Origin of the sequence: Neisseria sp. 83E34 (genome assembly GCF_001308015.1) — a bacterium.
In the GTDB taxonomy this organism is placed as follows: Bacteria; Pseudomonadota; Gammaproteobacteria; order Burkholderiales; family Neisseriaceae; genus Neisseria.
In genome coordinates, this window is record NZ_LGYH01000003.1 from 108524 (window position 1) to 122207 (window position 13684).

At 47.7% G+C, this 13684-nt stretch carries 12 protein-coding genes; 11 read left to right on the forward strand and 1 reads right to left on the reverse strand.

Translation table 11 applies throughout. The features are described 5' to 3' along the window. The first annotated feature begins 165 nt into the window (after positions 1 to 165). The 10 genes from nuoG to proB all read left to right on the forward strand — a co-directional run bounded on the left by nuoG (position 166) and on the right by proB (position 11635). The gene (gene nuoG, locus AKG09_RS04210; RefSeq protein WP_054618230.1) at positions 166 to 2424 is read left to right on the forward strand and encodes an NADH-quinone oxidoreductase subunit NuoG; all 2259 of its coding nucleotides are present in this window, start codon (positions 166 to 168) and stop codon (positions 2422 to 2424) included. 2 nt (positions 2425 to 2426) lie between these two features. After that, positions 2427 to 3476, forward strand: a complete 1050-nt coding sequence (gene nuoH / locus AKG09_RS04215; protein ID WP_040666816.1) for an NADH-quinone oxidoreductase subunit NuoH — start codon at positions 2427 to 2429, stop codon at positions 3474 to 3476. Positions 3477 to 3490: 14 nt separating this feature from the next. After that, a complete protein-coding gene (gene nuoI / locus AKG09_RS04220; protein WP_054618231.1) occupies positions 3491 to 3970 on the forward strand; it encodes an NADH-quinone oxidoreductase subunit NuoI in 480 nt (159 codons plus the stop codon). A gap of 12 nt (positions 3971 to 3982) precedes the next feature. Continuing rightward, a complete protein-coding gene (locus AKG09_RS04225) occupies positions 3983 to 4642 on the forward strand; it encodes an NADH-quinone oxidoreductase subunit J (RefSeq protein WP_009115727.1) in 660 nt (219 codons plus the stop codon). Then, positions 4639 to 4944, forward strand: coding sequence for an NADH-quinone oxidoreductase subunit NuoK (gene nuoK, locus AKG09_RS04230; protein ID WP_054618232.1), 306 nt, complete (start codon positions 4639 to 4641; stop codon positions 4942 to 4944). Before AKG09_RS04225 ends, nuoK begins: the two co-directional genes overlap by 4 nt. An 18-nt stretch (positions 4945 to 4962) precedes the next feature. After that, positions 4963 to 6981, forward strand: coding sequence for an NADH-quinone oxidoreductase subunit L (gene nuoL, locus AKG09_RS04235; protein ID WP_054618233.1), 2019 nt, complete (start codon positions 4963 to 4965; stop codon positions 6979 to 6981). A gap of 37 nt (positions 6982 to 7018) precedes the next feature. Beyond that, positions 7019 to 8536, forward strand: a complete 1518-nt coding sequence (locus AKG09_RS04240) for an NADH-quinone oxidoreductase subunit M (protein WP_054618234.1) — start codon at positions 7019 to 7021, stop codon at positions 8534 to 8536. A gap of 9 nt (positions 8537 to 8545) precedes the next feature. Continuing rightward, the gene (nuoN, locus tag AKG09_RS04245; protein WP_054618235.1) at positions 8546 to 9997 is read left to right on the forward strand and encodes an NADH-quinone oxidoreductase subunit NuoN; all 1452 of its coding nucleotides are present in this window, start codon (positions 8546 to 8548) and stop codon (positions 9995 to 9997) included. 152 nt (positions 9998 to 10149) lie between these two features. Then, positions 10150 to 10449 (forward strand): DUF2818 family protein, encoded by a 300-nt coding sequence (locus AKG09_RS04250; RefSeq protein WP_054618236.1) that lies wholly within the window; start codon positions 10150 to 10152, stop codon positions 10447 to 10449. Between the two features lie 55 nt (positions 10450 to 10504). Further along, entirely contained in the window at positions 10505 to 11635 is a 1131-nt protein-coding gene (gene proB / locus AKG09_RS04255) for a glutamate 5-kinase (protein WP_054618237.1), read from the forward strand. Between the two features lie 96 nt (positions 11636 to 11731). On the opposite strand, the gene carA is transcribed toward proB, so the two are convergent. After that, on the reverse strand, positions 11732 to 12862 hold the full coding sequence (carA, locus tag AKG09_RS04260) for a glutamine-hydrolyzing carbamoyl-phosphate synthase small subunit (RefSeq protein WP_054618238.1): 1131 nt from the start codon (positions 12860 to 12862) through the stop codon (positions 11732 to 11734). 453 nt (positions 12863 to 13315) lie between these two features. Here carA and AKG09_RS04265 point away from each other — a divergent pair, with 453 nt between their 5' ends. Next, a complete protein-coding gene (locus AKG09_RS04265; RefSeq protein WP_054618239.1) occupies positions 13316 to 13636 on the forward strand; it encodes a DUF5339 domain-containing protein in 321 nt (106 codons plus the stop codon). Positions 13637 to 13684 lie beyond the last annotated feature (48 nt).

Genomic DNA, 13684 nt, shown 5'->3' on the forward strand with positions numbered 1-13684 from the left:
AAAAACTAATTAATGAAGTCGGAATTGAAAAACAGGCTACCTGAAACACAGTCAAAAATAAAATGCCTGTCTGAAAACTTGGTAAACGTATACAACAAATAAAAAAACAGTATTTCAGACGGCCTTATTTAAATTTTTAATAAAACCGTAACTAGGAAACACACCATGTTACAAATTGAAATCGACGGTAAACAGATTGCAGTCAAGCAGGGTGCGACCGTGATGGAAGCGGCGCACGAGCTGGGCACTTATATCCCGCATTTCTGCTACCACAAAAAATTGTCTATTGCTGCCAACTGCCGCATGTGCTTGGTAGAGGTGGAGAAAGCGCCCAAACCGCTGCCTGCCTGCGCTACGCCGGTAACGGACGGTATGGTAGTGCACACAAATTCTGCAAAGGCGAAGCAAGCGCAAGAAGGGGTGATGGAGTTTCTGCTCATCAACCACCCCTTGGATTGCCCGATTTGCGACCAAGGCGGTGAGTGCCAGCTTCAGGATTTGGCCGTGGGTTACGGCAAATCGTCCAGCCGCTATAAAGAAGAGAAGCGTTCGGTTGTCGGCAAAGATATGGGGCCGTTGGTGTCTGCGGAAGAAATGAGCCGCTGTATTCACTGTACCCGTTGCGTGCGTTTTACCGAAGAAATCGCCGGTATGCAGGAAATTGCCATGGCAAACCGCGGCGAGTTTTCCGAAATCATGCCGTTTATCGGCAAAGCGGTGGAAACCGAACTGTCCGGTAACGTGATTGATTTGTGTCCGGTGGGTGCATTAACCAGCAAACCGTTCCGCTACGATGCCCGTTCTTGGGAATTGAGCCGCCGTAAAACCATTTCTGCGCATGATGCTTTGGGCAGCAATTTAATCGTGCAAACCAAAGACCATACCGTGCGCCGTGTGTTGCCGTTGGAAAACGAAGCCGTTAACGAATGCTGGATTTCCGACCGCGACCGTTTCGCTTATGAAGGCCTGTATCACGAAAGCCGTCTGAAAACGCCGAAAATCAAGCATGGCGGCGAATGGCATGAAGTGGATTGGCAAACTGCGCTGGAATATGTGCGCAAAACTTTAGACTGTATCGCCAAAGAAGACGGCAAAGAGCAAATCGGTATTTGGGCGAACCCAATGAATACCGTAGAAGAGCTGTATCTGGCGAAAAAACTGGCCAACGGCTTGGGCATCAAACATTTCGATACCCGCCTGCAACAGCAAGACAACCGTCTTTCAGGTAGCCTGAAAGGCGCGCAATGGCTGGGCCAAGGCATTGAAGATTTAGGTAATAGTGATGCTGTGCTGGTCGTTGGTGCCAACCTGCGTAAAGAACAGCCGCTGTTAACCGCCCGTTTGCGCCGTGCCGCCAAGTCTTATATGGCGTTGAGCATCATGGCGAGCAGCAAAGAAGAATTGCACATGCCGTTGCTGTCGCAAGAAGCGGTACACCCGAACGAATGGGCAGGCCGTCTGAAAAATATGGCGCAAGACCTTGAAAACGCTGTTTCAGGTAGCCTGAAAAATGCTGAGAAAGCGGCAATTGTGTTGGGTGCCGAAGTGCAAAACCATCCTGATTATGCGGCGATTTATTCTGCCGCTCAGGAATTGGCGGCGGCTACCGGAGCGGTGCTGGGCATCTTGCCACAGGCTGCCAATAGCGTGGGCGCGGATATCTTGGGCGTGAACAGCGGCAACAGCATTCAAGAAATGTTGGCGCAACCGAAAAAGGCCGTATTGTTGTTGAATGTGGAGCCTGAAATCGATGTAGCAAACGGCGGTAAAGCAGTGGCTGCATTGAAGCAAGCTCAAAGCGTAATGGCGTTTACTCCGTTTGAAAGCGAAACCCTGCGTGAAGTGTGCGATGTGATGTTGCCGATTGCGCCGTTTACCGAAACTTCAGGTAGCCTCATCAGCATGGAAGGCCGTCTGCAATCGTTCCACGGTGTGGTGAAAGGCTTTGCCGATTCACGCCCGTTGTGGAAAGTGCTGCGTGTGTTGGGCAATGTGTTCGAGCTGGAAGGCTTTGAGTTTGACAGCAGCGAGCAAGTTTTGAAAGAGGCGGTGAATAAAGAAAGCCTGTCTGAAAAACTGAATAACGCTGCCGATATTCAAGTGCAGGCGAATCAGGCTGCCGGCCAATTGGTGCGTGTGGGCGGTGTCGGTATTTACCATACCGATCCGATTGTGCGCCGTTCTGCTCCGCTGCAGGCAACAAGCCATGCGCAAGTGCCGGCAGCGCGTGTGCACCCCAACACATTGGCTGCGTTGGGTTTGCAAGATGGTGCAACCGTGCAAGCAGGGCAGGGCGCGGAGCGTATCAACGTAACAGTTGTTGCCGATAAAGGCCTGTCTGAAAATGTGGTGTATCTGCCGCTGCATTCTGAAAATGCCGCGTTGGGTGCGTTGATGAACACGATTGAATTGGCGGGAGCTTAATGATGCAAGAGTGGTTCCAATCCTTATTGGGGAATGATATCGGCTTGGTTGTGTCGATTCTGGTCAAAATCGTTTTGATTTTGGCACCGCTGATTCTGACCGTGGCTTATCTGACTTACTTTGAACGCAAAGTGATCGGCTATATGCAATTGCGTGTCGGCCCCAACGTTACCGGCCCGTTTGGTTTGATCCAGCCGTTTGCCGACGTGTTGAAGCTTCTGTTTAAAGAAGTTACCCGTCCGAAATTGTCGAACAAAGCTTTGTTTTATATCGGCCCGATGATGTCGCTGATGCCTGCGTTTGCAGCTTGGGCGGTGATTCCGTTTTCTGACGAATGGCTGCTGACCAATGTCGATGCGGGCTTGCTGTATATTTTGATGATTACCTCTTTGTCTGTATACGGTGTGATCATTGCAGGTTGGGCGTCCAACTCCAAATATTCGTTTTTGGGCGCGATGCGTTCGTCTGCACAAACTATTTCCTATGAAATTGCCATGGGCGCGGCTTTGGTATGCGTGGTTATGGTTTCGGGAAGTATGAACTTCAACGAAATTGTGGCCAGCCAAGCCAAAGGGATTGCGGGCGGTTCGATTTTCTCTTGGAACTGGTTTGCATTGTTCCCGGTGTTTATCGTGTATCTGATTTCCGCCGTAGCCGAAACCAACCGTGCACCGTTTGACGTGGCAGAGGGTGAGTCTGAGATTGTGGCCGGTTTCCATGTGGAATATTCCGGTTTCGCCTTCGCCTTATTCTTCTTGGCCGAATACATTTTCATGATTTTGATCGGTGCGCTTACCGCCATCATGTTCTTAGGCGGTTGGCTGTCTCCGTTCCCGCAAAGCTGGGGCATTATCGGCACGCCGAGTGCGTTTTGGATGTTCCTGAAAATGGCCTTTATTTTGTACGGCTATCTGTGGATTCGCGCCACTTTCCCGCGTTACCGCTATGACCAAATCATGCGTTTGGGTTGGAAAGTGCTGATTCCGGTAACGTTCGTATGTATTGTGCTGCTCGGTTTGTGGATGATTTCACCCTTGTCGCTGTGGAAATAAGGGGAGAGTGAATTATGGCTAATATAGTAAAAACCTTTTTGTTGGGTGAGCTGGTAAAAGGTATGGGTGTTACGCTCAAAAACTTTTTCGCCCGCAAAGAAACGATTATGTTCCCCGAAGAGAAAACGCCCCAATCCGTGCGTTTCCGCGGTTTGCATGCGCAACGCCGCTATCCGAACGGGGAAGAACGCTGCATTGCCTGTAAATTGTGCGAAGCAGTATGCCCGGCAATGGCAATCAACATCGAATCTGAGCAGCGTGAAGACGGCAGCCGCCGCACCACGCGCTACGATATTGATTTGACCAAATGCATTTTCTGCGGCTTCTGTGAAGAAGCCTGCCCCACCGATGCCATTGTGGAAACCCATATTTTGGAATACCACGGCGAAAAACGCGGTGATCTGCATTACACCAAACCGATGCTGCTGGCCATTGGCGATAAATACGAAGCTGAGATTGCCAAACGCAAAGCGGCCGACGCGCCTTACCGTTAAAGGAGCAGAACCATGACTTTTTCACTGATTATGTTCTATGTTCTGGCGGCGGTTATTCTGTTTGGTGCGGTAAAAACCGTTACCGCTAAAAACCCTGTACACGCTTCTTTATATTTGGTACTGACCTTCTGTATGTCGGCCATGATGTGGATGCTGATGCAGGCAGAGTTTCTCGGTATTACGCTGGTGGTCGTGTATGTGGGTGCCGTGATGGTGCTGTTCCTGTTCGTCGTAATGATGCTGAACATCGACATCGAAGAAATGCGTGCCGGTTTCTGGCGTAATGCGCCCGTGGCGTTTACTGTGGGTGTGTTAATGGCTGTGGTGTTAATCATGATTCTGATGGCTCCGGATACCAATTTGGCGGCATTCGGCTCTATGAAAGACATCCCTGCCGATTACAGCAACGTACGTGACTTGGGTAGCCAAATTTATACTACTTATCTGTTACCGTTTGAATTGGCTGCAGTATTGTTGGTACTCGGTATGGTGGCTGCAATTGCTTTGGTGCACCGTAAAACGGTTAATCCGAAATACATTAATCCTGCCGATCAAGTAAAAGTAAATGCAAAAGAAGGCCGTATGCGCATGGTGAAAATGGAAGCTGTGGTGCTGCAACCTACTCAACCTGAAAACGATTCAGACGGCCAAGCAGAGGAGGGCAAAGCATGATTACGATTACGCATTATTTGGTGCTTGCCGCCCTATTGTTCGGTATCAGTGCCATGGGCATCTTCATGAACCGCAAAAACGTATTGGTGCTGTTGATGTCGATAGAGCTGATGCTGCTGGCCGTGAATTTCAATTTCATCGCTTTTTCGCAATATTTAGGCGATACCGCCGGCCAGATTTTCGTGTTTTTCGTATTGACTGTGGCTGCTGCCGAATCGGCAATCGGTTTGGCGATTATGGTTTTGGTGTTCCGTAACCGTAGTACGATTAATGTTGCAGATTTGAACAGTTTGAAGGGCTAATCGGGAGAATAAGAAAAAATGAACGATATGACTTTATATCTGGCGATTGCCCTGATTCCTTTGGCCGGTTCGCTTTTGGCCGGTTTGTTCGGCAACAAAATCGGCCGTGCAGGCGCTCATTCGGTAACGATTCTCGGCGTGGCAATCTCTGCCGTACTGTCCGGCTATGTGTTGTGGGGCTTTATTGACGGCACGCGCACCAAATTTGATGAGAATGTGTACACATGGTTAACCATGGGTGGCGTTGATTTCTCTGTCGGTTTCTTGGTAGATACCTTAACCGCCATGATGATGGTGGTGGTTACCAGCGTTTCTTTAATGGTACATATCTATACCATTGGGTATATGCACGATGAGAAAGTAGGCTATCAACGCTTCTTCAGCTATATCTCGCTGTTTACTTTTTCCATGCTGATGTTGGTGATGAGCAATAACTTTGTTCAATTGTTCTTCGGCTGGGAGGCAGTGGGTTTGGTGTCTTATCTGCTGATCGGTTTTTACTTCAAGCGTGAAAGTGCTATTTTCGCCAACTTGAAAGCCTTTTTGGTCAACCGTGTCGGTGACTTCGGTTTTATCTTAGGCATCGGTTTGGTGCTGGCTTATTTCGGCGGCAGCTTGCGCTATCAAGATGTGTTTGCTTACTTGCCCAATGTGGTCGGCATGCAGATTTTCGGTTGGGATTTAATTACCGTAACTTGTTTATTGCTGTTTGTTGGTGCAATGGGTAAATCGGCACAATTTCCGCTGCATGTGTGGCTTCCTGATTCTATGGAAGGCCCTACGCCGATTTCTGCATTGATTCACGCGGCAACCATGGTAACGGCAGGTTTGTTTATGGTGTCCCGCATGTCGCCGATTTATGAGCTTTCTACTACTGCGTTAAGTGTGATTATGGTGGTAGGTGCGATCACTGCGCTGTTTATGGGCTTTTTGGGCACTATTCAAAACGATATCAAACGTGTGGTGGCTTATTCGACTTTGTCGCAATTGGGCTATATGACCGTGGCTTTGGGTGTGTCTGCTTACTCAATCGCCATGTTCCATGTGATGACCCATGCTTTCTTTAAAGCCTTGCTGTTCTTGGCAGCAGGTAGCGCGATTATCGGTATGCATCACGATCAAGATATGCGCCATATGGGTAATTTGAAAAAATATATGCCCATTACATGGATTACAATGCTTATTGGTAATTTGTCGCTGATTGGTACTCCGCTGTTTGCCGGCTTCTATTCAAAAGATTCGATTATCGAAGCCGTACATTTCAGCAACTTGCCGGGCAGCGGTTTTGCTTACTTTGCCGTGTTGGCCAGCGTATTTGTTACCGCTTTCTACGCTTTCCGCCAATATTTCATGGTATTCCATGGCAAAGAAAAATGGCGTGAAATCCATCACGATCACCATTCAGACGGCCACGATGACGAACACCACCACGGCTTGGGCAAAAACGATAATCCGCATGAAAGCCCTTGGGTTGTCACCCTGCCTTTGGTTTTGTTGGCGATTCCCTCAGTGATGATCGGTTATGTAGCCATTGAGCCGATGCTGTATGGCGACTTCTTTAAAGATGTAATTCATGTGAATCATGAAGCGCATCCGGTTATGACTCAAATGAAAGAAGCCTTCCACGGCCCGTTGGCAATGGTTTCACATAGCCTGCATACCCCGGTTCTGTATTTGGCAATCGGCGGTGTTGTAGCGGCGTGGTTCCTGTATGTGAAAGCGCCTCATCTGCCGGCCAAGATTGCTTCTGCATTCAGCCCGATTTACAAACTGCTGGACAACAAATACTACCTTGATGTGATTTATTTCAATGTATTTGCCAAAGGCAGCCGCGCATTGGGTAACTTCTTCTGGAAAGCGATTGATACGGCCATTATTGATAATGGCTTGGTTAATGGCAGTGCGAAGTTGGTTGGCGGCATTGCTGCTCAGGTTCGTAAATTTCAGACAGGCTTTATCTACACTTATGCCGCATTTATGGTATTCGGTGTGTTGGTTCTGATTGTGACCTTCTTTTGGGGTCTGTTTGTGAAGTAATGGTACGAATTCAATTTTAGAATAACAGGTTACGAATATGTTTGATAACTTACTCAGCTTGGCAATTTGGGTGCCGATAATTGCCGGTGTGCTGGTCTTGGCGACAGGATCAGACCAGCGTGCGGGCTTGGCGCGTATTCTTGCTTTGGTAGGTTCGCTGGCAGGTTTTTTGGTAACACTCCCGCTGTTCACGCAATTTGATCGGTTGAGCGGCGGTTACCAGTTTACCGAATTCCATAGTTGGATTCCTATCTTGAACATTAATTATGCCTTGGGTGTCGACGGCATTTCCGTTCTGTTTATTATCCTAAATGCTTTTATTACTTTGATGGTGGTATTGGCGGGTTGGGAAGTGATTCAGAAGCGCCCGGCACAGTATATGGCGGCATTCTTAATCATGTCAGGGCTGATTAACGGTGCTTTTGCTGCGCAAGATGCCATTCTCTTTTACGTGTTCTTTGAAGGCATGTTGATCCCTCTTTACCTGATTATCGGTATGTGGGGTGGCCCGCGTCGGGTGTATGCTTCCGTAAAGTTGTTTTTATATACTTTGCTGGGTTCGCTGCTGATGCTGGTTGCTTTGGTTTACCTGTCATATCAAGCGGGTGGCAGCTTCTTAATTGTAGAATTTCAAAATCTGAAGCATATTCCTTTGGGTATTCAGCAACTTTTGTTTATTGCTTTCTTCTTGTCGTTTGCAGTAAAAGTGCCGATGTGGCCGGTACATACATGGCTGCCTGATGCGCACGTTGAGGCGCCTACCGGCGGTTCTATGGTGTTGGCAGCGATTACCCTGAAAGTAGGTGCATACGGTTTCTTGCGCTTTATCCTGCCGATTCTGCCAGACGCTTCGCGTTATTTTGCACCGGTAATTATTGTGCTCAGCCTGATTGCGGTGATCTATATCGGTATGGTGGCTTTGGTGCAAACCGATATGAAAAAACTGGTGGCGTATTCATCCATTAGCCACATGGGCTTTGTAACATTAGGTATTTTTCTGTTCAGCGGCATGTTTTCCGGCGCTAATTTGGGTGAATTGAACGACTGGGGCCTGAAAGGTGCGATTGTGCAGATGATTTCCCACGGTTTTGTATCGGCTGCTATGTTTATGTGTATCGGTGTAATGTATGACCGTTTGCACAGCCGCAATATCGCCGATTACGGCGGTGTGGTAAACGTGATGCCTAAGTTTGCTGCTTTTATGATGCTCTTCGGCATGGCCAATGCCGGCCTGCCTGCTACTTCGGGCTTCGTAGGTGAGTTTATGGTAATCATGGGTGCTGTGGAAGTGAATTTCTGGGTGGGAGCGTTGGCTGCCATTACCTTGATTTACGGTGCATCTTATACCTTATGGATGTATAAACGGGTGATTTTCGGTGAAATCAAGAACCCGGAAGTCAAAGAGATGAAAGACATCAATTGCCGAGAGTTCGCTATTTTGGCGATTTTGGCAGTAGCCGTGCTGGGTATGGGTTTGTGGCCGCAACCTTTTATTGAAGTCGTACATCAAGCTGCGAATGATTTGATTGTACAAGTAGCGCAAAGTAAGATTTGAGGTGTGTGAATGAACTGGACTGATTTAAATTTAAATATCGCCATGCCTGAAATTGTGCTGCTTTCGGCATTATTTATCGTGTTGCTGGCGGATTTATGGATTAGTGATGCTAATCGTAAAATCACACATTATCTGAGTTTGCTGACTTTAGTATTGACTGCCGGTGCACAATATATGGTATGGTCGCCTGCAAGCACATTGGCATTCAATGGCTTTTATGTTGCAGACAGCATGTCGCAACTGGCAAAAATGGTAATGTATGCCACTGTGTTTGCAATATTTGTGTATGCAAAGCCTTATAACCAAGCGCGCGGTATTTTTAAAGGTGAATTCTATACCTTGTCGCTGTTTGCGCTTGCCGGTACCAGCATTATGGTGAGCTCGGCTCATTTCTTGACTGCTTATCTCGGTTTGGAGCTTCTTTCGCTTGCACTTTATGCTTTGATTGCTTTGCGTCGCCATTCTGCCAATGCTGCCGAGGCTGCCTTGAAATACTTTGTATTGGGTGCCTTAGGTTCGGGCTTGCTGCTTTATGGTATTTCTATGGTTTATGGTGCGACAGGTTCGCTCGCGTTTACAGATATTTTGGCGCAAACCCATATGGTGGGCGGTTCACCATGGTTGTTGAAGCTCGGCTTGGTGTTCGTCGTGGTCGCAGTTGCGTTTAAACTGGGCGCAGTTCCTTTCCATATGTGGGTGCCTGATGTTTACCAAGGTGCGCCAACTTCTGTTGCCGCGTTGGTGGGTACTGCACCAAAGATTGCAGCTGTGCTGTTTGCATTCCGTATTTTGGTGGGCGGTTTGGATACCATGTCTGCCGACTGGAGCAAAATGCTGATTATTTTGGCTGTGGCTTCGTTGGTTATTGGTAATTTGGCTGCCATTATGCAAACCAACATCAAACGCATGCTGGCTTATTCAACCGTTTCACATATGGGTTTTATCTTGCTGGCGTTTACTGCAGGAATGGTAGGATTCGCTTCCGCGCTTTATTACGCACTGGCTTATATAGTGATGAGCTTGGTAGCGTTTGGCGTGTTGATGCTGCTTTCTAACGAAGAGCATGAATGTGAGGAAATCAATGATTTGGCAGGTCTGAACCAGCGTAATGCTTGGTATGCTTTTCTGATGTTGTTGACCATGTTCTCAATGGCCGGTATCCCGCCGCTGATGGGCTTCTATGCGAAGTTCACAGTAATTAATGCCATGCTTGGTGTGGGTCATGTCTGGTTGGCTGTATTTGCTGTGGTGATGTCGCTGATTGGTGCATTCTACTATCTGCGTGTTGTGAAAGTGATGTATTTTGAGAAAGCGGAAATTGAGCGTCCTGTTGAAGGTGGTTTGTCGGTAAAAGCTTTGTTATCCGTTAATGCATTTTTATTGTTGTTGTGGGGCGTGTTGCCGGACAGCGTGATGCAATGGTGTATTGCTGCTGTTCGTCAGGCTGTGTCCATGCAGTAAAAAATAATGCCTGTCTGAAAATAAAACGGCAACCATTAGGTTGCCGTTTTTGTTAATATAACGTCTTATTTAAGATATTTCAGACAGGCATTGTATTGTTTGGGCGGTTAACTTGAACAATGCCTGCCTGAACACGCAAAGCACACGGATCTATGAACGCATCTATGTATATTCTTTTGGTATTGGCGCTGATTTTTGCCAATGCTCCGTTTTTAACCCAACGCTGGTTTGGTGTGATCAAACTGAAGCGCAAATATTTTGGCCATCACCTGTTGGAGCTCGCAGCAGGCTTTGGCCTCACTGCTTTTCTGGCATTTTTTCTGGAAAACCGTTCAGGAACGGTGCATCCACAGGGCTGGGAGTTTTACGCGGTTGTGGTGTGTTTATATCTTGTGTTTGCCTTTCCCTGTTTTGTGTGGCGCTATTTCTGGCATGCAAAAAATCAGGACTAAAAGCGCAAATACAGTTTGTTTGTGAATTGTGTCTTTCTTGAAAAGAGATAACACTATGCAAAAAATAACCCATAATCTGGCTGATGCCAAAACGATTGTTGTAAAAGCAGGTTCCAGTTTGGTTACGGCAGAAGGCCGAGGAATTGACCAGGCTGCGCTGGATAACTGGGCAGCGCAAATTGCAGCACTTCGAAATCAGGGTGTCGATGTGGTTTTTGTATCCAGCGGTGCCATTGCAGAAGGTATTAAAAGATTGGGCTGGCCTAAGCGGCCTAAAGCGGTAAACGAATTGCAAGCGGCCGCGGCAGTAGGGCAGATGGGTATTGCTCAGGCATATGAAACAGCGTTTTCACCCCATAATATACACACGGCGCAAATTCTGCTGACCCACGATGATTTGAGCAACAGAACCCGCTATCTGAATGCGCGCAGTACATTGAAAACTTTGCTGGCAAAGGGCATAGTTCCCATTATTAATGAAAACGACACTGTAACCACTGATGAAATCAAACTGGGTGATAATGATACGCTCGGTGCATTGGTTGCCAACTTAATCGAAGCAGATGCCCTGATTATTCTGACTGACCAGCAAGGGCTTTATGAGAGTGACCCGCGTAAGAATTCGCAAGCCAAGTTTATTCGGCAGATTTCTGCCGCACATCCTGATTTGGAAAGCATGGCCGGAGGTGTGGGCAGCAGCGTAGGTACCGGGGGTATGTACACCAAAGTGCTGGCTGCCAAACGTGCCGCCTTGAGCGGTGCTGCCACTGTGATCGCATCCGGCAGAGAGCAAAACGCGTTGTTGCGTTTGCTGCAAGGCGAAAGCATCGGCACATTGTTTACCAGTGAGCAAAGCCGCATTAATGCACGCAAACAATGGTTGCTCGGCCATGTGCAGATGGTAGGCAGCGTTGTGGTTGATCAAGGCGCGGAAAAGGCGGTTGCCGAGCAGCATACCAGTTTGCTGCCGGTGGGCTGCATTCGAGTAAACGGTCATTTTTACCGCGGCGAATTGGTTGCGGTGTTGAATAAAGAGGGTAAAGAAATTGCCCGCGGCTTGGTTAATTACAGCAGCGAGGAAACCGCCAAAATTTTGCAGACACCATCCAACAAAATTGCCGAACGGCTTGGTTATGCACATGAAGATGAGCTGATTCATCGAGATAATATGGCGCTTCATCGGTAATTGGAAAAACGGAAAATGCCTGTCTGAAACTTTTAGCTTCGCAGAAACTCGCGTTGCTCGTTTTCAGACAGGCATTTTCTATTCTTGCTAAAAAGATTAAGCTTTTGCAGCGCGCATATTTTCAATAAATTTATCAAACAGATAAGCTACATCATGCGGGCCGGGGCTGGCCTCGGGATGGCCTTGGAAGCTGAATACCGCGCGGTCGGTAAGCTCGATGCCCTGCAGCGAGCCGTCAAACAGTGAGCGGTGGGTCACTTTAACATGTGCAGGCAGGCTGTCTGCATCCACCTCAAAACCGTGGTTTTGACTGGTAATCGCAACTTTGCCGCTTTCCAAATCTTGCACCGGATGGTTGCCGCCGTGGTGGCCGAAAGCCATTTTTCGGGTTTTGCCGCCAACAGCCAAACCTAATAATTGATGGCCTAAGCAAATGCCAAAAACAGGTTTTTTGCTCTCCAACAATTCTCTCACAGCAGCAATTGCATAATCGCACGGTTCGGGATCGCCGGGGCCGTTGGAAAGGAATACACCATCGGGATTCATAGCTAAAACATCTTTGGCCGGTGTTTGAGCGGGCACTACAGTTAAGCGGCAACCGCGCTCGGCGAGCATGCGCAGAATGTTGATTTTTACACCGAAATCATAAGCGACCACATGATAAGGCTGCTCCTCCGGGGTCTGGAAACCTTTGCCCAATTTCCATTCGCCTTCGGTCCATTCGTAAGGTTCGGTGCAGCTTACTTCTTTTGCCAAGTCTTTGCCGACCATGCTGCCGAATGCAGCAATCAGTTCGCGTGCTTTTTCTTCAGTGGCATCTGCACCGGTCAGGATGGCGCCGGCTTGGGCGCCTTTGTCGCGCAGAATGCGGGTTAGACGGCGGGTGTCGATGTCGGCAATGGCTACGGTTTTATTGCGCACCAAATATTCCTGCAAACTTTCTTTGCTGCGGAAATTGCTGTGTAAAAGCGGTAGGTCGCGGATAATCAGGCCTGCCGCATATACGGAGCGGCTTTCCACATCCTCTTCATTGGTACCGATGTTGCCAATGTGCGGGTAGGTAAGGGTAACGATTTGTTTGCAGTAAGAAGGGTCGGTAAGGATTTCCTGATAACCGGTCATGGACGTGTTGAACACGACCTCGCCGGAAGTCGAACCCTGATGGCCGATTGAAGTACCGTGAAATACGCTGCCGTCTGCGAGAACCAAGATTGCGGGGGTTGTCATGATGGATTCCTGTTTAATCTTTAATGAATCTGATGCGGCTTGGCCGAGAAGGTTTGCCAAGCGGCTCGATAACGGCTGAAAAAAAACACGTTTCGCAACCCGTAATCAAGTTGTGTGACGTGCTTTAGCTAAAACGGTTTAAATGTTTTAGAAGCGGTTTATTTTAGAATAAATCATGCTTCCACTCAAGGCGCAAAAGTAAAATATGGGCGTGAATGCTCAAAAAATAAACGAGGTGCTGTTGAATAAACGTATGTAAATTGAATTTGAACGGTAGGAGTTTCGATATAAACAACAGAAAAAGCTTGTTGTGCTTTGGATTTGGAAACCTTTTTGCTAGAATCGGGTCGGTGTTATATAAGCTGAAGTGCCGATATAACACAAAGTAACCAGTTTCAATTAAGCCCAAATTTCATGATCGGGCAAGAATTTAATTAAAGAGAGAGAAAGTTTATGAATATGACTAAATCATTATTAGCTGTTATGACTATGGCGTTTGCATTGACCGCATGTGGTGAAAAGAAGGCGGATGCTCCTGCTGCCTCCGGTGCGGTAACTGAAAGCACGGCAAATCTGGCGCCTGAGTGCCAAGCTTATTTTGAGCGTATGGAAAAATGCTTTGCTAAAGGCGGCGCCGGAATTGAGGCTGTAAAAGCCGGTTTGGAAGAATCTAAAAAAGGCTTGCTTGAGTTGCCGGCTGACCAACAGGCTCAAGCGTGTAAAATGGGTAATGATCAGTTTGCCCAAGTTGCACAAACAGCAAAATGTGAATAGGGAATCGGGTTGATCATACTTAGAAGAGCAATATTGTGAATAAGCGAG